The sequence below is a fragment of the Kordiimonas aestuarii genome (assembly GCF_025574465.1).
GTDB lineage: Bacteria > Pseudomonadota > Alphaproteobacteria > Sphingomonadales > Kordiimonadaceae > Kordiimonas > Kordiimonas aestuarii.
On record NZ_JAOBPP010000021.1, the window covers coordinates 698,685 to 718,883 of the forward strand.

Genomic DNA, 20,199 nt, shown 5'->3' on the forward strand with positions numbered 1-20,199 from the left:
GCACGCACCTGTTTATGACCCCTAGAGGTTCCTCCTGACAGTCCCGCGCAGGGGAATGTCAGGATAGCTCCGGTTTTTCATGGTGTCTTGCCGGGGCGGGGGTGAGGGGTGGTTCTGGCGCTTCTCACCCTTTTTTATGGAATATTATTGATACGCATTGCATCCTGCCATGAGCGCCGAGGTTCCAGCTCGACCCAAACTCGTGTGACCAGCAATCACAGGAGCTTCGGCGCTTTCACTATTGAAAAAGCCTCGGCGGTTACACCCGCCGAGGCTTAAAAGAACAGTTTTCATTCCGCTGCCACCATACGCACTCCTGCTGTTTCAAGCAGATAATCCATGGCAGCACTTGCTTTGCTTGCCGCCGTAAACACCGCGCGATTGTCCTTCTTGAGCAGAGACAGCCAGTTGTCGATATAGGACGCATGCCTCAGTTGCCCCTCGATGCCGAACGCAGCACAGAGATACGCGGACGTAAGTTCGGCAATCAGTTCCTCAGCCGCATAGGCTTCGGTACCGAACCGGCTCCTGAGATCACGGTTCAGACGAACTTGATGCCCGCTCGCGTGCCCAAGCTCATGGAAGAGCGTGGCGTAATAATGCTCAGGTGTCTCAAAACTTGAGAGAGGGGGCATGACAATGGCATCGTGACGGGGGTTATAGGCCGCCCTATCGCCACCATGGGCGATATTGATGCCGATGGCCGCGATGAAGCTTTCCGCCAGTTCGATACGCTCATGTTCAGGCAGGCCTTCAGGCTCATGGGTATAGGCCTCTGGCAGTTCGTCTATCTGGCTGAGATTGAAGACGACATAGGATTTGATGATGGCCACCGACTTGGTGGCTTCTTCATCATCTGCATCATCATCCTGTACTTCCATGCGCTTGACGAACACCACATGCGAGCCTTTCTCGCCCTTCCGCACCCGCGCGCCGAGTGCTGTGGCCTGACGGAAGGTGAGCCAGCCAGGGCGATCATAACCACGTTCTGCAGCCATGCCCCAGAGAAGCAGCACATTGATGCCGCTGTATGGTCGACCGGTGACGGCATTGTGTGGCAGCATGGGACTGCCTTTTGATTTCCATGGTTTGACCCACGGCACGGTACCTGCCTCCAGTTCTGCGATGATCTTGTTGGTGACGGTTTCATAGATTGCTTGCGGCTTCACGGGGAGCCTCCTTTGATTGATGGAACGGATGTGAAGCCAGGAACAGGGTTCCAGGCTTCAGCCCCGCGCCATCCGAGGAGGCGGGTTAACCGTGCTGCGTGACGTGGAAGTGCGTGAGGGCAAGAGAGGCAGCCGAAAAGTAGCTCATGGCCTTATGCTCCACTTCCCATGGTTTCTTGTGTGGCGGCACGAGATGCGTGAGGTTCGGTATGATGGCGCCGACTGCTTCCGCGATTTCCTGCTTGGTGAAGGCATGGCGGGTCTGAAATGCCTCCCTGATCTGCGCTCGGGAATAGAAATGAACCTCGCACCCCTGCGCCATGGATATCTGTGCAAGCGAGATGATGAGGTCAGCAACACGAGGGCGGCGGTGCTCTTGTTCTCTCGGAATATCCTCCAGCACGATATCGGTGGGATGGCTCTTGTTGAGGAGACGGATGAACTTGCGGACACAGACCTTGTTCTTGTCCCCGGCGGCCCGCTTAACACCCCAGGCAAGGATGGCGTCGGTATTCCTGAAGAGCGCGAACCCGAACCCAGGTCCATTGGGATAAATGGCCAATGTGATGCGGTCGGTCGATTGATGTTGGTACATAGAAAGAACGGTTATCTCGGCTTTTCACTGGCCATGTGGGCATCCAGTGCAAGGGTATGTGTCGGGCAATTCGAGACGCTGGAAATCCGAGGACGACTGATAACGTTGATACCTGTCTGCGCAACATCGACGGTATATGTGCAACAGGATAACGAACTGCAGGGAATAGAGGTAGGTACCCCAATGTGGGTGTTGTGCTGTGGGTACCGAAAGGGAGACACCTCGACCGACACGCACCTGCCCGTATTCTGGGGACATAGCCGCTAACACTATTTGCCATGTCCACATCAAAACCATTTAAGCCGATGGGGTCTGACCAATTGAGTGAGGTTCTCGATCTCACCATCAAACATGACCGCACCAACAAGCTGGTGACGTTCCTCTGTGCGCTCTCGGCCTTCACCGAAGGCGATCAATATAACGTATCCTTCAATGCACCGTCATCGACGGGCAAGAGTTATATCCCCACGGAAATTGCCAAACTGTTCCCAGGCGAAGATGTGATGCAGATGGGCTACTGCAGCCCGACCGCTTTCTTTCATGATGTGGGAGAGCCGGACAAGGAGAAGAAGGGAAGGGTCATAGTGGACCTGTCCCGTAAAATACTGGTCTTTCTGGACCAGCCGCATTCGGAACTGCTCACCCGGCTCCGTCCCTTGCTATCCCATGATGCGAAGACCATCAATATCAAGATTACCGACAAGAGCCAGAAACAGGGGCTGAGGACCAAGGATGTGGTGCTGAAGGGGTTCCCGTCTGTCGTGTTCTCGACAGCGGCGCTTGTCGTCAATGAACAGGAATCCACACGGTTCTTCCTGCTGTCCCCAGATGTGGATCAGGAGAAAATTCGTCACAGCATCGATGAGAGCATCAAAAAGGCCATGGATGGCGCTCGATATGTTTCGGAATTGGAACAGAATGCGGCACGTATGGCCCTAAAGGAGCGGATCAAAGCGGTGCGGGATGCGCGTATCGACAATATCCGCATAGCACCTGATCTGCGTGAAGAAATACAGAAACTGTTTCTCGGTGACGACACCACACTTCGACCACGCGCGCAGCGGGACATCAAACGCTTCATATCCCTGATGAAGGCATTCGCGCTCCTTAACCTGTGGCACCGAGACAGGGATGGCAGCACCATCACCGTCAGTCCAGACGACTTTGCTGAGGCCTATGCGTTATGGGAAGAGTTGCGTCCTGCACAGGAAGCAAACATCCCGCCCTATGTTTATCAGCTCTATACGGATGTGATCCTGCCTACCTGGCAGGACAAACAGAAGGCCTACAATGGGCGCACCATCGGTCTGACGCGGGGCGAGGTTTTGACCGAGCACTACCGTTTCTATGGTCGCATGCTGGATGCCATCCAGTTTCGTCAGCAAATCCTCCCCATGCTGGAGACGGCAGGGCTCATTGTTGAAGAGCGCGACCCGTATAACAAACGGCGGAAGTATATCTATCCTGTTCAGGACACACACAGTGAGTTGCCCCGTGGGGAGAATCCACTGGCTGAGATTCGCACGGATAACCATGACGCGGTATGATGAATAGAGACCAGCACCCAACCCCAAAGGCCACCCCCAAAGGCGACAAGTTTACCGAAGAGGAAATGCAGTCCTTTCGCGACCTCGGTGCCGTCCTGCGCCGGATTCACAATCGCCTGATATCTGAAGGATATACGATCACCGACGATGAAATAATCCCACCATCACATGTCAGTTCAAACGGACAAACAAATACTCAAAAAGATCCAAAGCGGCGCCTACCGTGACTGTTATCTCGTCTATACCCGTAAGAGTACCGACGAAGCCAATAATCAGAAAAACTCTATAGCGTACCAGCGCACTGAAAACGCCAAACTGGCGAAACGGGAACATCTGCCTATAGCACCAGTGACTCTCAAGGGCTTCGCGGTATCCGGCGTTATCTCCGAACGACATTCAGGTTTCAAGGAAGATACCAATGTGACTGTCACCAAGGACGGTATGGTGCAATATCGCATCGAGCGCCCGAAGTTTCAGCGTCTGGTTGCGTTCCTCAGTCAGGGATATTTCAAAGGTGTCATCTGTCTGTGCTGGGACCGTATCAGCCGCAATAAAGGAGATGATACTGTCATCAGCAAATTGATGCGGAGCGGTATTGATGTACGTTTTGCCTATGCCACCTATGAGAACTCAAGTGCCGGCGCATTGCACATGGACATCGACGGCATGTTCGCGGCCCACCATTCACGGGTGACCAGCGAAAAGGTGCGGCTCGCGACCTATAACCTGCGGGAACGGGGAGTCTGTACCTATCGTGCGCCCATCGGATATCTCAACAGGGGCGACATGCTGAAAAAGCCGTTCGATCCTGACCGCGCCCCTCTTATCAGACGACTCTTCGAACTATACGCGGAGGGCACATGGGCGCTTGCGGAATTGGCAGCGTGGGCGGGCGAAGCAGGGCTGACAGCACTGCCGATGCGGCGCAAGCGCACCGAAGAAGAAATGCTTGCCGATGACGAAGTGACTCTGAAAAAGGTAGCCCGGCCATTGACCACCAGCCACATACAAAAAATCCTCCGCAATCCGTTCTACACCGGGCGCGTGATCGGCAACCACGGGCAGTATGTGAGAAGTGTGAGCCATGAGGCACTGGTGTCAGACAAGCTTTTCGACCAGGTACAGGGCATGCTCGGCGGCAGGAATGTCAGCATCCGCTATGCGAACAAGATCGAGATGCCGCTCCGAGGCAAAATACGATGTGCGTACTGTAGTCGTGTCTATACGCCGTACATGAAGAAGGGGATTCAGTATTTTGGCGCCCGCTGCGCCAAGGACTGCGTGAACACCAAGCGGAGCTTTAATCTGTCTTTCATAGAGGACAGGATCGGCGAATGCATTGCCAAGCTGGTATTCACCGAGGAGGAGCTTGAAGAGCTCAACAGAAAGGCAGACACCGATGTTGCCGTCCTTGAAGAACGCCGCCACAGCGAACTGGACCAGATGGAACGCCGCAAAAAGAGAATCCGCAGCGACCTGAAATACATGCATGAAAACCGCCTCAGCCTCCTCAAAGCGGGCGTATATGACCCTGACAGCTTCGTGCGGGAGGAAGTTCGGCTGAATGCTCAACTCGCCGATCTTCGGCAGAATGAGCAGATTTCTGACGAGGCCATGCACGAAACCATGAAGGATGTCGTAAGGCTTTCCGAACTCGTAAATAGGGCTAAGCTCTACTATTTTTCAGCGGAATCGATTGAAAAACAGATGGTCATCGATTTGATGTTTTCCGAACTCACCCTGTCCGAAAATACGTTGAAGTTTAAGTGCAAGAATGGATTCCGAGCACTCGAAAACCATTCTGTTGCTTTGGGTGACCCTACGGACTGGCTTTCCGAACTTGATGAGGGAGAAGTCCTTGTAAGTATCGAACGCTTGAGGTCCGCTATACGATCATAAAATCCCCCACCCTCAGACTCACATTATCTTACGGGCGGCAGTGGAAATATTGTTACCTCATTGTTCGGGCGGAACTGGCGGGTCAATAATCATCGTTAAATTCATGAATATCAATATTGGCATGGAATCTGTGCTCGTCTAAAATCCTACTATGTCGCGACCTCGAAAAAAGATTGGCACAGAGCTATCGGTATTGCCCCACAATCGGGCAATTGTCATGCGCAACGTCACTTGCGTTTATTGTGGGATACTTCTGACCAAGGAGACATCTACCAAAGAACATGTTGTTGGTCGAAGATTTGTCCCCAGAGGAAAACTCAACAATCAATGGAACCTCATTGTTAAGGCTTGCGAGCAGTGCAACAGTGAAAAGGCCGACCTTGAGGACGATATTTCAGCAATCACGATGCTTCCTGGGTATGATGGCGATGGATTTAATATTGATGACCAGATTGCTGCGGAAGCGCATCGCAAGGCTCAAAATGCTGTAAGCCGCCGAACTCAGGAAAAGGTATTTCGGAGTGAAGAAGAAGTGAACATCAACGCCAAAATCAGTGCAGGCGTTACGTTCAAGTTTAACTTTAAATCGGCACCACAAATCGACGAGCAGCGCGTTTATCAGCTTGCGCGTATGCATATCAGGGCTTTCTTTTATTGGATCACTTTTCAGGAAGTGGAACAGAAAGGACGTTTCTGGTCTGACGTATTCTGTGGCGTTGCTACTGCTTGCCGCGGCGACTGGGGAAACCCAGTATTGGTGACGTTTTCAAATATGGTTATAGGTTGGGAACCGCGTGTTATAGCTTTCACCGCGGATGGGTTTTTTCGTGTCGCAGTTCGCAAACATCCAGAAAAGATGTGTTGGTCATGGGCTCTCGAATGGAATCACAATCGCCGCGTGGTCGGCTTTTGTGGCGACAAAGCGACCATATTGGAGCTGAATAAAAAGCTACCCAAGCTCGAGCTGGAGACTCTTCATAGCGCTCCCAATGAGTTGCTTCAAATGCGCTTTGAGACTCCTCTGCATGACGATGAGGACGACAAACTTTTCTTTCATCCAACATTAGACGAGACAGCCGACTGAGGAGCGGGGAGAGCTGCTGTCAGTCCACCCAATCAACGCACGTTAGGGTACCTAGTGGCCGGCGCTGACCACATAGATAATTGCGTCAATGCTCAATCAGACCACCGACATTTCATATTTTGCCCGCACTAATTTCCGCAATCGCGGCATCCGCTTCGGTATCAAGCAGGCAGATCGGCACCATCACATGTATGTGGTAGGGAAGACCGGCTGTGGCAAAACCACACTCCTTGAAAACCTCATCATGCAGGACATTCGAGCTGGGCGCGGGCTGGTGTATCTGGACCCCCACGGAGATAGTGCCGCCCGAATGGCTGCATCCGTGCCAGCATACCGAAAACCCGACCTCATCTATCTCAACGCACCAGACAGTGGGCAGCCGTATGGCTGCAACCCGCTTAGGCCAGTGTCACTGGATAAGCGGCCTCTGGTGGTGTCTGGCATTCTGGAAGTGTTCAAGAAGCAATGGAGCGGCAATGCGTGGGGTGTCAACATGGAACATATTCTGCGGTGCGCCCTTCTGGCGCTTCTCGATATGCCACATGCGACCCTGACAGATATCCCGCGCCTTCTTTCTGATGAGGCCTTCCGCAGGCAGGTCATTGCTCATATCCAGAACCCACAGGTGCGGGCGTTCTGGGAGCGGGATTTTGTTTCTGGTGGGTTCAATCGGCCAGGTGCGCTCGGGCCCGTGATCAACAAAGTGGGGGCGTTTCTCTCTAACCCCATGCTCTTCCGCATCCTGACCACATCTGAGAAACCCATCTCGTTCCGCAAGGTCATGGATGAACGGAAGATACTCATTGTGAACCTGGCTAAGGGGCAGATAGGGGAAGATGCGTCTTCTCTCCTTGGTGGGCTCATTGTGTCCATGCTGACACTGGCTGCCTTCAGTCGGGCAGACCAGCCGGAATACATGCGTGTGCCATTTGCCATGTTCGTGGACGAGTTCCAGAACATGGCGACCGAGAGTTTTGCCGATGCCGTATCCGAACTGCGGAAGATGAAGGTGGGGTTGGTGCTCTCACACCAGCATCTGCATCAGGTGCCGGAGAGTATTCGGCTTGCCATACTGGGCAATGTGGGAACGCTGATTGCCTTTCGGGTGGGAGGGAAGGACGCGCCCTACCTAGCCCGCGAACTCTATCCTGATGTCAGCCAGGAAGACCTGATCGGGCAGGCCAATTATCACGTCTATATCAAGCTGATGATCGATGGAGTGCCGTCGAGGCCATTTAGCGCGGTAACGGAATCATGGAACTTCACTCAATGACCATATATGCGCACTTCACATGTCATCATCTTGTGCAACGAAAGCCCGTATATGGCGGAACCGTGGGTACAGGCTGGGTATACCGTTTACATGATCGACCCGCTCCATCCCAAGGGACAGCGGAACCATCCGTTCTTGCCCAATTGTCATACGGTAGGGGCCGTTATTGCCCCTGATCGTTCTACGCCTGACATACCACATTGTCTCGGGTTGATCGGACGTCTGGTTCGTAGTTGCCGGACAGAAATGGTAATCGGCTTTCCACCCTGTATCGACCTGGCAGCCAGTGGCGCGCGACACTGGGAAAGGAAGGCCGCACGGGATCGATATTTTCAGGCAACGGCTGCACTTATATTGGAACAGTGCCGCATGATAGGCACGCTGTCGGGTGCACCGTGGATGTTTGAAAATCCGATCGGGGCCACAAGCGGCATTATGGGGCCGCCATCATTTCACTTCGATCCTTGCGACTACGGCGGGTATCTTCCTGAAGATGACCTTCATCCTGACTATCCTGAGTATTTGCCGCCAAGGGACGCATACCGCAAACACACGAATATCTGGTGCGGTGGTGGATTTAGGGAACCCCGAAAACGGCCAGTGCCAAGCTTGCCGTATTTCCCAGGCTGGAAAAAGTTGGGTGGAAAAGCTGAGAAGACCAAGCGTGTTCGTAGCGCGACCCCGAGGGGTTTTGCTATTGCGGTGTTTGAAGCGAATGCCCGCGCGGGCGGCAAGCGGCGTATGGCATCGCCGAAACGTCTACCTTGAATGCTTCTTTCGATAATTCTCAACCATCGTGTCTGAAACATCCGCAGGGTAGCACAGGGGGCTATATCCACCCGGCTTGCTGTATGCGCTCCGTTTTCCACAGCTCCTGCCATTTTTCATGACGTTGTACGGGCAGGGACAGTTACCTGGATAGCTGGCCAGAGACTGCTGGATCAGGATTTGTCGAATTTCGGCGTCGGAAAGCGGCTTGTCAGCGGCGACGACTGTACCTGATACCAGTCCACAGAAAATTACCAGTATGAGGGGACTTTTCATGATGATTCTCTCTATTCAGGTGAGCAGCCAAGGGCGTTGTTTAGGTTTCCTGTTGGCCATGTCGATGCTTCGGGAAAGAGGTCAAGGCCGCTAGCGGTCTCCACATCGGTAAGCGATTTGATATGGTCACAATAGTTGGCATTGCGGTCTGTATCTTGGTCAAAGATAAAGGCCGTCATTGCACCCGTATCGGATGCGACCACCTTGAAATAGCCTGTAGGAACCGTGTGCGTTTCATCGGCCTCGGGTAAGGTCATTTGGTTCTCGTCTGCATCATACAATGGGCCAGTGACGACATAGATTTCTTTGCGGGTATAGGCGAGGTCACGCACGGCGCTTTCAAGCGCCACCCAAGCTCCTTGATTGAGGTTACTCTTCTGGGGCGTGATGTTGGACAGAATGTTGGTGGAGCGCCAAAAGATGGTGCCCGCAAAGCTTGCGAGCGGTGCCAGGTGCCCCCGATCGGTGTGAAGCTGGTTGAACGCTTTTTTATAGTCGTCAGGCTCGAGTGTCTCATTGTCATCCAAGAAGGGGTCAGCCTCCCAGTCTCTGCTGAGCGATTTTGATGTACCTATTGTCTCTGAAGTCACCCGATAGGCTACCCAGTCGGCAAACTTAGTTTCATCATTTGAGGACAAAGCAAAAATTTCGCGGACAATCAGGTCATTTGTCTCAGGGGTGCCAGTGGGGCAGCCTTTGAGACAATGCACGATATGCATTTCACCACCGAGGCTCGCTGTGGCTGACAGAGTTATCGCGAATGCAGTAGAAAGCATCTGCATAGGAAGGCGCATTTGATTTCCCCCTGAAGTTAGGTTGGCATTGGCTGCACAGCTTTTGCAGATGAATACTACACTAACACTTCCTCATGAGTAGCATTAATTCCCGCACTGCGGTATGCTTCTGTCTCTCGGTGACGCGAAAAAGAGGGGGCTATGATGGAGCTTTTGGTTCGTCGGGGACAGAAAGTGGATGCCGGTGCGTTCAGCAACACCCGGTGGTTCACGCTCTATGTCAAGGCACAGTTGACAGATGAGGAGGCAGACAATCTCAACAAATACGACATGGGCAGCACACTGCTCTACAGCAACCCTGAAGCGGCGGCTGACAAATCGGTAAGAGTTGATGGGTATAAATATCCGGTCATATCGGTGCAGGGGCTGGCTGAAGGTCTCCATGTGAAGTGTGCGCGCATAGTGGATATGATGGATTTTGAGACTAAGATTCTGAGCTCAAGCGAAGTCTTTAAACAGATGCTTGATGTAGCGGCGAGCTTTGGTGGTGAAGAAGTCTACACCTTTGATTGAAGGTAGGTGCAGAGTGTAGATCGTGGACGGCACCCAGGAGCAGTTGGTTGAGCGCGACGATGGTCCCGGACCATCTCGCTCTTGGCTGTTTGAGCTGTGGCAACATGTTTGGCACGGAAAAACACAACACACTAACGAGCGGCAAGAGGCCCATGCGCTGTTTTCCGAGGCGCGGCGTCTATACTTGCAATCGCCACTCGAAGGCCTCGATCCTGACGACCTCACTGTGGCATGCGTGATCGATGCCTGCCAACATCTGGAACAGCGGCCTTCGATACCCGTGCTTCGCCAATGCGTCCGGACTATAAACCTTTTCATACAAGAAGAAGGGTTTTGGAATCGTCCGTCTTTTATTTGGTCTGATGAGTATCCGCTCACTCACATCAATGCGATGCGAGAGGCCTACCGCAGAAAGATCCGATTCTACACCGATTTCGAGAAGCGGGCGGAAGTCTGGGCCATCACGGCGACACAGATTATTTTGGCGGTTCTTGCAAGTCTGCCTGACGAGATGATGTTGGAACTTTCCGAGGACGATGACGACGACGAAACACCGACCTTCAATGTGCCGCTTATATCCGTACTGAAGGACCCTCCTGGTGCTCTGCATTTCATTCTGGATACGATCATTGACGAACAGATTGGCCAATGTGAGCTTTTCGGTGCTTTCCGAAAACAGGTGATAGACAACCTCTATCGGGTCAGTGGTGTTACGAAAGATCAAAAAAGAAAGAGTACACCCCATTTTCTGTGGCCGACCGAGGCAAAGGGTCTGACAGAGCTGGAATTGGTCGAGGCTTATTACGGCGGAACGGCGCTGGAACTATTGCTGTCACACCCGCTCCCGTTTTCCATTCCTGAGGAGGTACGGTTCGAGCACTGCCATATTCTTGGCGGGACAGGCCACGGCAAGACACAGCTCCTGCAACTTCTTATCTATCAAGACCTGCTGAAGGCGCAAAAAGATGGACGCTCGGTGATCGTGATCGATAGCCAAGGCGATATGATCCAGACGCTGTCGAGACTTGCCCTATTCTCGCCAGCCGCTGAAGGAAGTCTTGCTGATCGGCTTGTCATCATCGATCCCACTGATATCGAATATCCTGTGGCTCTGAACATGTTCGACTGCAAACAGGATCGCATAGAAGGGTATGGCCTTGTTGAGCGCGAAAAATTGCTCAATGGCATAATAGCCCTCTACAGCTATATGTTTGGAGCACTCCTCGGTGCGGAACTTACCGACAAACAAGGCGTCATATTCAAATATCTTGCACGTTTGATGCTTTCCATACCCGACGCGAACATTCACACGATGCGTCAACTCATGGACGATGCCACGCCGCTCAAGCCCTATGTTGCCAAGCTCGACCCCACGACGAGGCAGTTCTTTGAAACGCAGTTTTTCAGTCGTTCGTTTGCGCAGACGAAACAGCAGATCGCACGCAGACTATGGAGTGTTTTGTCCCATTCCACGCTCGACCGTATGTTTTCGCAAGCCCGCAGCAGTCTCGACATATTTGAAGCGATGAACAGTGGAAAAATAGTGCTCATCAATACCGCGAAAGACCTGCTCAAATCCGATGGCAGCCAAGTCCTGGGCAGGTTCTTTATCAGCATGATTGTGCAAGCGGCTATGGAACGGGCCACCATCCCCAAAGACAAACGCACTCCTTGTTACGTCTATGTAGACGAGGCGCAGGAATATTTTGACGAGAATGTCAGTGACCTCCTTATACAAGCTCGCAAATACAAGGTGTCTCTGACATCTGCGCATCAAACGCTTGATCAGCTTTCACCAGCGTTGCGTTCGACCATGATGACCAACACTTCCACCAAGCTGATTGGGGGAGTGAGCGCTAAGGATGCCCGCGTATTTGCTGAGGAAATACGGTGTAGCACGGAGTATCTGCAAAACATCAAAAAGCGGAAAGATGAGACGGAATTTGCTTGCTGGATACGAAATGAGACAGGGAAGCCGGTGACGTTATTTGTGCCGTTAGGCGCTATAGAGCGGCAGCCGACACTATCTGACGACGAATATCGATCAGCGATTGATAGGAACCGGGAAAAGTACTGCGTTCGATGGAATGGCAAGGTGTCTTCAGCACTTGAAGCGACCATTCATCCGAAAGTTATCCATAATCCATTGGACCGACAGACCGCAACTGAACCTCAAGCCAATGCACCAGCAGAAGCCGCAAGACCAAAACGCAAAAAAACTACTCCAGTAGAGCCACCAGCGATGGGACAAGGCGGGCAGAAACACGTCTATATGCAGACGCTTATCAAGAGGTGCGCAGAAGAAAGAGGGTGGCGCGCAATTATTGAAAAACCAATAGCTGATGGTGCAGGCCGGGTGGATGTTTCGCTAGAGAAAGGTAAGCGCAAGATCGCGTGTGAGATTTCAGTGACAACTACCGTTGAACACGAACTGAATAATGTGAGGAAATGCTTAGTAGCTGGATACACGCAAATTCTCATCATTGCAGCTGAAGCTAAGCGGTTGAGAGCGCTGGAACTGTATATTACGCAGACATTAAACCAAGATGAGTTGAAAAAGTTAGTCTTCTTGCTGCCTGAAAGCGTAGTGGGGTTTTTGAACAGTGTAGCTCCTGATGTCGATTCCGCGGCCATTCGAGGATATAAAGTCAACGTGAGGCGGAAGGAAGTCAGCGCAAATCTTTCCAAAGAACATAGGAGCGCGATTGCTAAAGTCATCGCAATGTCAGTAAAAAAAGGGCCATAACGTCTGCGCTTATGAAGTCGCATACAAAAAGTCATCGATCAGACCGTTTCAGCATGCAAAAACTGGGAGATTGGCGTGATCAAACAGAGATATCGGAATGCCCAGCCTAATAGATATTACGACTCTGGACCATTTGATATTATCGGCGATATTCATGGGTGCGCGATGGAGCTTCTGCTGCTTCTCGAAAAGCTGGGCTACAAACTGGTTTCTTCAGCAACGGAAATTAAGAAAGAAGTCCAATTGGAATCTCCGCTAGGACGGAAAGCAATCTTCCTGGGAGACATTGTAGATCGTGGGCCGCAGATCCCGGAGGCATTACGCATTGTTAAGGCGATGGTTGAGTCAGGAGATGCGCTCTGCGTTTGTGGAAATCACGAAGCTCGATTGATGAAAGTTCTGAGTGGGCAGAGGGTGAAAGCCGGATATGGACTACGGGAAAGTGTTGCTCAGCTGGGACTGGAGGGCGCTGGTTTTTGTCAGGAGATGCTCAGTTTTATTAGAGGTATGCCAAGTCATTATGTATTGGACGAAGGCCGACTTGTTGTGGCGCACGCGGGTATACCAGAAAGCATGCATGGTCAAACCTCCAGTGCTGTATGGCATCACTGTTTGTATGGTGGGCTTCATAATTTGCGGAAGGACGTGCGCCAGCCTGTCGACCGAAGCTGGGCATCAGAGTATCGCGGTAAAGCTCTAGTGGTATATGGACACTATGCTGTGAAGCACGTAGAATGGCTAAACGGAACTGTTTGTATTGATACAGGTTGCGTTTTTGGTGGCCCACTAACGGCTCTGCGTTACCCAGAAATGAGTTTGGTTCATGTGTCTTCGATGCAATACGCAAGGACTAAGACATCTTGCGTTTCCGGGTAACAGATTTATCCTGTCTTAGACAAAACTCCACGGCTTTAGCCGTGGAGGAATGAACCTTCCCGCTCAGTGGGGCCATATTTTGATGGGTTTGTGTTTGGTTGTGTAGTGGGTGTAACTGTAGAGATACGGATCTACCCGCGAGTGTCTACAGGTGTTTTTTTCGCTGAAGAGTTTCCTGGTAGAGGTTGTACCAGTGCTCATTAATCTCATTAGATTGTTTGGAAATATTAGGTTTGGGAACGTCGTCTACATTACCAATATTCAGAAATTTAAATACCCTTGCAATAGAATCTCTCGGTGAGCATGATAAGTCTTCATAGTGTAGTTGAAAAACATCACAATCTTTATTTTTTACATGCCGATCCCATTGCTGCTCTAATTCTTCTAGGTATTTAATATTTTTGCTAATTTCATCGAAATCATAAACAGGATCTTTTGTTTTATTGTTTTTCTTGAGCCATTCGTTGTCCAGAATCCAAATGTTGGTTTGGCGGGCTATTGTGTGTGATATGGCTTGGCGGACAAGGTCTTTTCTGCGTATTCGAACGATTTTGTAGTCGGCAAATAGTTCTTTAAAATCCACGTGAGCGTTTATAGGTTCATCCAAGTGGCAAACGTGAATCTTTATTCCGAAAACGCCGTTCGGAGATGTGCGTACCTTCTGGAGTTTCTCTAGATACTTGCCATGCGCAATATTAGGCTTCTTCTCGCCTTTTACCCATGATTCGAAATTAACATTTGTTTTTGTGAGCATGTTCCAACGACTATCAAAGTCTTGGACGTATCTGGATGCAAAATACTCCTCGGGTGCTCCCGCTTGCTTGCTTAACCACAGATATCGGGTTAGAAGATTGCTCCCCGATCTTGGCGTAGAAGCGATAACGTATTTTGTTTTTGGGGTCCCATTGAATTTAGGAAAGTCGAAGGTAGGGCTGTTCGTGCTATAGAATAAAGTCATGACTTCAAGCCTAAGCTGGGGAATAGAAAAGAACGCTGTCGCTCTCGAGGTCCTTGTGTGCGATCAGGTCTGGGTGTTTTCGCCCAATTTCATGAAAACGCAACACACGAACCGATTCTGGTGTCAGAGTCTGGTGATCTTCGATCAGGGCAACGCCATTCCAAGGGAAGCAAGAGCCCAGCTGCGGCACAGCAATCTGCCCTTTCTTTGGATGAACTGTAGCGCGAAGCGCCTCTGGGAACATCTGATTTAGGAGGTCTGTACACTTGAGCAGAATATTCTCACTCGCATATGAGATGGCGGCAGCCCTCGCTAATTCATCAATTTCCGCACGTGCCAGCCTTTCGTTGTCGTCTAAATTTCCCAAAGAATCGTCCATGATGACATTCCACGCTCGTTCTGCTCCCAATTGTTCCACCAAGTGATGGTTGGGGAGGTTTTGTCGCATACCTCTCATTAAGACATGGAATGCTAATTTGAATTCCTCAGATCCACCATCAACTAGTTCCTCGATTCTATCGGCGACGGATTGTCGCAGTTTATGGTATGTCGTGTCTGCTGTGCCTTGGGAGAACTGATTGATTATGTCTTTAAGGTCTAATATTGAGACGGTTCCCTGAATGTTTAGATATGTCCGAACACTCTTTAGTCGATTAAAATATTTCTGCGCTGAGGTTGGCTCTATGCCAAAAATGTCACTATAGAGCACCCCATCGGATGCAACGATCCAGTCTGCCCCAAATGGGTGCAGTTGGTAGATCGCAATGGATAGCGAATGCAGTCTCGCTAGGAGAGCTATCTCGCCCATATCAAAATGATGTGGCAGAGCCGAGCCGGTACGGAAATAATTTTGATCTTTAAAGGGGAATGCTGGAAGTATGAAAACTAATCTATCGGCCGTGTCATTTTTCTTTTCCACAACTCTGTTCAGCTCATCATGGTCGATGTTTCTTTCGTTACTCTTGTTTCCAATTTCTGGATGAGATAGCAGAAGGTCTATACTCTTACTTAGGCTTTCACCAGATACTTCCGATACGGCTTTTACGTAGTCGGAATATACGAGGCTCTTTTCGCATTTCTCTAAATATCTTGTTGTGAAATCAGGAGGTGCAACTTTCGTGGCAACAACTTTTGGCAGCCTTGGGGGTGTTACTTTATGTTGCGTGTTGCCAAACTCTCCTTTTACAAATGATCGAAATAGCTTCTCTATTTGTAAACTTTCGAGGCTTGGGATTTTGCTGCCGATTGCTTCAAAGCTGTATTCTATCGGAGAATAAAATAAGCCACTGGTTGAGTCATAGTTGCAACTCCGAGAGCGATTGATTGAGGCCCCCAACGGAACGTTATCCCAGACTCTCTCGATTTTGGAACTGCCACTTTCATGACCAAAGGGCTCGAGGTTGGTTTCGGTCGTTCTATCGTCCATTATATACCTCATTCGATGGCAATCTTTGTAGGCCCGAGATTAGCCGCGCAGGTATCCGTATCCCATCTCGCACAATAGCAACCATACCCTCACCTGCTTTGTATGGAGAAGTAGCTCCTCGACTTTCTTGCGAATATCGATCGCCCGCTGGTCCTTATTCTCGATACGCTGAAGGAAAGCATGGGCGATGATTTCCAGTTCTATATCCCCTATGGTCTTACCCCTACATTCAATAAGCCGAACGCTAACGTGCGAGGAGTCCAGTTGTATATCACTGACACATAAGGACTCAGCCACGATTCCTGCAAGGTTGTCTATTATTGGCTCTAATAATAATATATTTTCTTCAGATGTATGTATGTTTAGTATTGGCATTCGACGCACCAGTCTAAATCATAATAAAGTTGTACTGTGCCTAGTTTAGCTATCGTGCCAAAACGTATTCGAACGAAGCTGTCTCATGGGAATGTTTTCTAATAGATAAGCCATCCGTTCAATGTGAAATGAAAAGGTCAAGACTTTTAGTCCGCCAAATCTTATTTCTTTTGCACATTCAACTATGACACTTCTTCCTGGAAATACTAGCCTTGAGAGTTCAATAACTTCCGGCCGCGACAACCCACCATCTGCCATTCGTTTGGGCGTCAGAATGTGAATGCCCAAATCGGGTCTTTTGAAAAGCTGAACAGTTGGGACCTCTACGTCCATCTGTTCTATCCTCGGCGGCCACTTGAGAGCCTTGGTTTCCCAAAGATGTGGATCAAATGTGCGTGTATCTCGTGGCAGTGTCTTTACGTTTTCAAAGACGGATAGCATTACTTTGGTGAGGTATTCCCAGTAATTCTTACCAATATCTGTATCCTGAGCGATCGCGAAGACAACAGATGCTTCGGTACTGCTCTTCTCATCTCTGTAGCTGGTACTAAAGCATTTTCCGGACGCGTATATACGTGGCAAACCTGTGGCAATCATAGCCTCGAAGAGTTGCGGAACCGGTGTAGGGGCAAGATAAGTATAATAACCAAACCCAGGGTATTCTATGCGCATTGGCTCTAGCCCAACGCCACTCCAATTCACGGAGATAAGATTTGGTTCAATTTCGACGAATTCGCTCTCACTAAGTACGCTGCAGACTCGTTGCTTCAGGCGCGCTAAAATTATTTGTCCGCCTACGCGCCTATATGGTTGGTCAGCTTCGGAAACGGCGATATCCAAGTCAGTGGACAGCGGTATAGGATTTGTTGTGATACTTAGTGATAGCCGATCAGGCAGCCCTTCTTGACTTTGAACGTCGACAAAACCTTCTGCCAAAATAAAGTCAGTCTTTCGTAGGGACTTCACTTGTAACCATTCCGCGTCGGAAAAGTGATCGTGCTTGAAAATTAATTGTATGGACCCGGTTGTATCTTGAAGGCCTAAGAAAAGAATTCCTCCTCTATTATTACGATGTGTGATGACGCCTCTAAGTCGGGCATAGATCGCGCTCTTATCGTCGATGCGAAGCTGCGCTTTAATGTCTCTGACATGCTCAAGCCTTAGTGCACTTTTATGGTTCATGGTGCTCCCTCCAGTCGGCAAAAACACCTATAGACCAGCAACTGCCTCAGGCAGTGCCTGAGAAAAGGCTCGTATTTCCTCAATGGTATTAAAGTAATGCGGAGATACCCGCATTAGGGCCTTAAGCTGTTTCTTCGAGTAGTCCCACGGGGCGTCCCAATCATGCATTACAGAAACGTTAATGTTCTTTTCCATAAGTTTCTGTTTTAATTTGTCTAGATCTACAGTGTCGCTGGAAAACGTCACTGTTCCACTTTGGGGGTTGGTTTCGGGGTATAGGTCCAACTGGGTAATATTCTTTACGGTAGATACAATCTCTTCACGCAACTTAGAAACATGGGAAAAGGCTGCGGATTGATCGAGTTCGAGGAAATGCTGGATTGCGGTTGCCAGCCCTATCTGACCGGCAATGTTTCGTTCCCAAATCTCGAAGCGCTTTGCGGTTTTCGAAATCTCTAGTCTAGAGGCTCCGGGGCGTGCGTCATATACCCAGTCAGTATTGGCAAGGTCCACGGCAACGGTGTCAAGTTGTGGTGCAACATTATTTGCCACGAACAAAAAGCCAGTTCCTCTGGGGCCTCTCAACCACTTCCGTCCAGTAGCGACTAGCGCATCGCAATGAAACGCTTTTACGTCTAGGTTCATTTGCCCAACCGACTGACAGGCGTCAATCATGTAGAGGCATGAGTGACCTTTAGCGACCTCGCCAATTGCTTGCACGTCCTGGACCGAGCCACAATGTGCCGGAACATGGGTAACAGCAATCAATTTCACCCTATCATCTAGTAACGCCGATATTTTTTGGGACACCGAGCTTGAACCTGAGCTGGTATCGACGACCACCAGTTCTAGGTCATGCAGTTCTGTGATGTGTTGTAGCGATACAACGTTGCTTCCAAACTCAAGGTCTGTTGTGATAATTTTATCGCCGGCTTTAAATGGGATTGAATAGAGGAACGTATTCCATGCACGCGTTGCACTGTCGGTAAATGCGATCTCTTCAGGTGCGCAATTTATAAGCTTCGCCGCGTTTGCATAGAAAGACTGGGTAAGTTGAGAGTTCTCGACAGCTGCTTCATATCCCCCTATCTCAACCTCACGCAATAAGTGGTGCATGACAGAGTCTAAAACTCGTGCTGTCGGAATAGAGGCCCCAGCGTTGTTTAAGTGGATGCGCGTGCAAGCCTGGTCTTTGTTCATCGAGGTTTCCTTCGCCATCATTGTACCTTTATGTATTATCTACCACCCCCAACAATGCCCTGCCTAGTTCAGTAGTTCGCCAATATACATTGCCTGAGTGCTCAAGAGGCTTAAGCCTAGCATCATCTACTAATAGCCCGTGTAGCTCCATTACCCGTACAACGGACCTCAATACCGATTCATAGTCAGGGAACTTCAAAATTATCTCATAAGGTGTGCGCCCCGACAAATTATCACCCTCAGGGTTGTGCTCGTCAATATACTTGAGAACCGCTAGATGTATGGGGTCCAGTTGGTCCAGAATTCGTGAGAAAGTGAAGTACTTCTCTAGATTCCCACCTTCCTGCCTAATCTCGGAAAGTAACTGGGAATAAGCAGCTCGTTTTTCATCAAAGTTTGTGCTGGCGGACATGTTTAGGATTATAGCACTCAAGTCGACCTTATCTTCTGACGCCAGAAGTGCCGCAACAAATGTTTCGGTGCCTTCGTTTTGTAGCTGGGCCGCCAGTTCAAGGGTTTGGAGGGCTCGCCTTTGGCGGCGTGCTAGATATTCCAGCGCAAATGAGGTCGTAGGGCCGCTAGCGGCTCCAACGGCCGCTCCAACAGGCCCCCCGATTACCAAGCCTACCATTGCTCCAACTAGTGAGCCACTGATGTTGGTAACAAGAGTGCTCAATTTAGTTCCGTTTTCTGTATTGTGCGGTTTGTTGACTTTTCGTGGCATTGTTGCCCCCTTCACGCAGGTGCAAAGCTGTGAGATAGCAAAGCTCTAGTCCAACATTCCATCTGCTTTTCATGCTGTACGGCGAAATCACACTGAAATTCAGCTGATTGGGCTCCAGTTTTTGACAGAGTCTCTTTCCCGAGTTCACACCAAGCTCTGATGGTCTGTAAGGTTGCATCTGGGTGAAACTGAAGTGCCAAGGCCTTTCCAAATTCATAGGCTTGGATGGGAAAAAGATCTGAATGAGCGAGCCACTTTGCGCCATCAGGTAGCTTCATGTCATCCCTATGCCACTGGTAAACAAACATCGGTTTGGAAAATAAAGGGTGGCTATGGGATGTGGGGTAGATTTTTTGAAAGCCGATCTCAATCGCCCCTTCGGGGTGTGGTTCAACGATACGCCCCAGTACCTTCGATATGAGTTGCCCTCCAAGGCATACTCCAATCGTGGGAACGCCAGCCTTCAATAGTTTTTCAATGAGGCGGCACTCCATTTTAAGTTCTGGATGTTGTTCGCTCTCCGCGTTCATTGTTCCGCCGAAAATCACCACACCCCTATATCGCTCAATGCTTGTAGGTATTTGATCTCCGCGTATAATATTTAACTTCTCCACACAGTGGCCTAGTTCCGTAAGCAAGCGGCCAACTCTTCCCAAATTGTTAGATTCGCTATGTACGATACATAAAATCATCTAGTTCACCGAGCTTGACCGTGGGTAAATTAAAAGTAGCATCGTTCAACCATTTATAACAAGTTTTCAGCTTAGATTGGTCAAAGGCAAGATGTGCCTGCG

Annotated in this window: 18 protein-coding genes; 8 read left to right on the plus strand and 10 right to left on the minus strand. The window is 50.1% G+C overall.

Annotation, left to right across the window (positions count from 1 at the left end):
- Positions 1-290: 290 nt before the first annotated feature.
- Both OEU85_RS15810 and OEU85_RS15815 read right to left on the minus strand, forming a co-directional pair.
- Complete coding sequence (locus OEU85_RS15810) at positions 291-1,169, minus strand: ArdC family protein (protein WP_262692484.1); 879 nt, start codon at positions 1,167-1,169, stop codon at positions 291-293.
- An 85-nt stretch (positions 1,170-1,254) separates the two neighbouring features.
- Positions 1,255-1,764, minus strand: a complete 510-nt coding sequence (locus tag OEU85_RS15815) for a hypothetical protein (protein ID WP_262692485.1) — start codon at positions 1,762-1,764, stop codon at positions 1,255-1,257.
- Positions 1,765-2,084: 320 nt separating this feature from the next.
- Between OEU85_RS15815 and OEU85_RS15820 the strand changes: the two genes are divergently transcribed.
- From OEU85_RS15820 to OEU85_RS15840, 5 genes are all read left to right on the plus strand, one after another.
- Positions 2,085-3,311 carry a hypothetical protein gene (locus OEU85_RS15820; RefSeq protein ID WP_262692486.1) on the plus strand — a complete coding sequence of 409 codons (1,227 nt, stop codon included), beginning with the start codon at positions 2,085-2,087 and terminating at the stop codon, positions 3,309-3,311.
- Between the two features lie 168 nt (positions 3,312-3,479).
- Positions 3,480-5,210, plus strand: coding sequence for a recombinase family protein (locus tag OEU85_RS15825; protein ID WP_262692487.1), 1,731 nt, complete (start codon positions 3,480-3,482; stop codon positions 5,208-5,210).
- Positions 5,211-5,427: 217 nt separating this feature from the next.
- Positions 5,428-6,294 carry an HNH endonuclease gene (locus OEU85_RS15830; RefSeq protein ID WP_262692488.1) on the plus strand — a complete coding sequence of 289 codons (867 nt, stop codon included), beginning with the start codon at positions 5,428-5,430 and terminating at the stop codon, positions 6,292-6,294.
- A gap of 88 nt (positions 6,295-6,382) precedes the next feature.
- A complete protein-coding gene (locus tag OEU85_RS15835) occupies positions 6,383-7,567 on the plus strand; it encodes a type IV secretory system conjugative DNA transfer family protein (RefSeq protein ID WP_262692489.1) in 1,185 nt (394 codons plus the stop codon).
- A gap of 399 nt (positions 7,568-7,966) precedes the next feature.
- The gene (locus OEU85_RS15840) at positions 7,967-8,335 is read left to right on the plus strand and encodes a hypothetical protein (protein ID WP_262692490.1); all 369 of its coding nucleotides are present in this window, start codon (positions 7,967-7,969) and stop codon (positions 8,333-8,335) included.
- Here OEU85_RS15840 and OEU85_RS18655 read toward each other — a convergent pair.
- Together OEU85_RS18655 and OEU85_RS15845 are read right to left on the minus strand one after the other, a co-directional pair.
- A complete protein-coding gene (locus OEU85_RS18655) occupies positions 8,327-8,611 on the minus strand; it encodes a hypothetical protein (RefSeq protein ID WP_394805426.1) in 285 nt (94 codons plus the stop codon). The genes OEU85_RS15840 and OEU85_RS18655 overlap by 9 nt on opposite strands.
- Positions 8,612-8,622: 11 nt before the next feature.
- The gene (locus tag OEU85_RS15845) at positions 8,623-9,405 is read right to left on the minus strand and encodes a DNA/RNA non-specific endonuclease (RefSeq protein ID WP_262692491.1); all 783 of its coding nucleotides are present in this window, start codon (positions 9,403-9,405) and stop codon (positions 8,623-8,625) included.
- 141 nt (positions 9,406-9,546) lie between these two features.
- On the opposite strand from OEU85_RS15845, the gene OEU85_RS15850 reads away from it, so the two are divergent.
- From OEU85_RS15850 to OEU85_RS15860, 3 genes are all read left to right on the plus strand, one after another.
- Positions 9,547-9,918, plus strand: a complete 372-nt coding sequence (locus tag OEU85_RS15850) for a hypothetical protein (RefSeq protein ID WP_262692492.1) — start codon at positions 9,547-9,549, stop codon at positions 9,916-9,918.
- Positions 9,919-9,940: 22 nt separating this feature from the next.
- Positions 9,941-12,664, plus strand: coding sequence for a type IV secretory system conjugative DNA transfer family protein (locus OEU85_RS15855; protein ID WP_262692493.1), 2,724 nt, complete (start codon positions 9,941-9,943; stop codon positions 12,662-12,664).
- Positions 12,665-12,739: 75 nt separating this feature from the next.
- A complete protein-coding gene (locus OEU85_RS15860; protein WP_262692494.1) occupies positions 12,740-13,540 on the plus strand; it encodes a metallophosphoesterase in 801 nt (266 codons plus the stop codon).
- A 145-nt stretch (positions 13,541-13,685) separates the two neighbouring features.
- Here the strand turns inward: OEU85_RS15860 and OEU85_RS15865 are convergent, their stop codons facing one another.
- From OEU85_RS15865 to OEU85_RS15890, 6 genes are all read right to left on the minus strand, one after another.
- Positions 13,686-14,498, minus strand: a complete 813-nt coding sequence (locus OEU85_RS15865; protein ID WP_262692495.1) for a Stf0 family sulfotransferase — start codon at positions 14,496-14,498, stop codon at positions 13,686-13,688.
- Between the two features lie 10 nt (positions 14,499-14,508).
- Positions 14,509-15,924, minus strand: coding sequence for an isocyanide synthase family protein (locus OEU85_RS15870; protein ID WP_262692496.1), 1,416 nt, complete (start codon positions 15,922-15,924; stop codon positions 14,509-14,511).
- A 420-nt stretch (positions 15,925-16,344) separates the two neighbouring features.
- Positions 16,345-17,481: an OB-fold nucleic acid binding domain-containing protein gene (locus OEU85_RS15875; RefSeq protein WP_262692497.1), complete on the minus strand. Its 1,137-nt coding sequence runs from the start codon at positions 17,479-17,481 to the stop codon at positions 16,345-16,347.
- Between the two features lie 27 nt (positions 17,482-17,508).
- Positions 17,509-18,681, minus strand: a complete 1,173-nt coding sequence (locus OEU85_RS15880) for an aminotransferase class V-fold PLP-dependent enzyme (RefSeq protein ID WP_262692498.1) — start codon at positions 18,679-18,681, stop codon at positions 17,509-17,511.
- A 28-nt stretch (positions 18,682-18,709) separates the two neighbouring features.
- A complete protein-coding gene (locus tag OEU85_RS15885) occupies positions 18,710-19,405 on the minus strand; it encodes a glycine zipper family protein (RefSeq protein ID WP_262692499.1) in 696 nt (231 codons plus the stop codon).
- 11 nt (positions 19,406-19,416) lie between these two features.
- Complete coding sequence (locus OEU85_RS15890; RefSeq protein ID WP_262692500.1) at positions 19,417-20,043, minus strand: glutamine amidotransferase-related protein; 627 nt, start codon at positions 20,041-20,043, stop codon at positions 19,417-19,419.
- Positions 20,044-20,199: the final 156 nt, after the last annotated feature.

Bases quoted from the DNA above. Each gene is read 5' to 3' on its own strand.
- OEU85_RS15815 (WP_262692485.1), bottom strand. From the start codon at position 1,764: ATGTACCAACATCAATCGACCGACCGCATCACATTGGCCATTTATCCC.
- OEU85_RS15825 (WP_262692487.1), top strand. From the start codon at position 3,480: ATGTCAGTTCAAACGGACAAACAAATACTCAAAAAGATCCAAAGCGGC.
- OEU85_RS15830 (WP_262692488.1), top strand. From the start codon at position 5,428: ATGCGCAACGTCACTTGCGTTTATTGTGGGATACTTCTGACCAAGGAG.
- OEU85_RS15835 (WP_262692489.1), top strand. From the start codon at position 6,383: ATGCTCAATCAGACCACCGACATTTCATATTTTGCCCGCACTAATTTC.
- OEU85_RS15840 (WP_262692490.1), top strand. From the start codon at position 7,967: ATGTTTGAAAATCCGATCGGGGCCACAAGCGGCATTATGGGGCCGCCA.
- OEU85_RS18655 (WP_394805426.1), bottom strand. From the start codon at position 8,611: ATGAAAAGTCCCCTCATACTGGTAATTTTCTGTGGACTGGTATCAGGT.
- OEU85_RS15845 (WP_262692491.1), bottom strand. From the start codon at position 9,405: ATGCGCCTTCCTATGCAGATGCTTTCTACTGCATTCGCGATAACTCTG.
- OEU85_RS15850 (WP_262692492.1), top strand. From the start codon at position 9,547: ATGATGGAGCTTTTGGTTCGTCGGGGACAGAAAGTGGATGCCGGTGCG.
- OEU85_RS15865 (WP_262692495.1), bottom strand. From the start codon at position 14,498: ATGACTTTATTCTATAGCACGAACAGCCCTACCTTCGACTTTCCTAAA.
- OEU85_RS15870 (WP_262692496.1), bottom strand. From the start codon at position 15,924: ATGGACGATAGAACGACCGAAACCAACCTCGAGCCCTTTGGTCATGAA.
- OEU85_RS15875 (WP_262692497.1), bottom strand. From the start codon at position 17,481: ATGAACCATAAAAGTGCACTAAGGCTTGAGCATGTCAGAGACATTAAA.
- OEU85_RS15880 (WP_262692498.1), bottom strand. From the start codon at position 18,681: ATGAACAAAGACCAGGCTTGCACGCGCATCCACTTAAACAACGCTGGG.
- OEU85_RS15885 (WP_262692499.1), bottom strand. From the start codon at position 19,405: ATGCCACGAAAAGTCAACAAACCGCACAATACAGAAAACGGAACTAAA.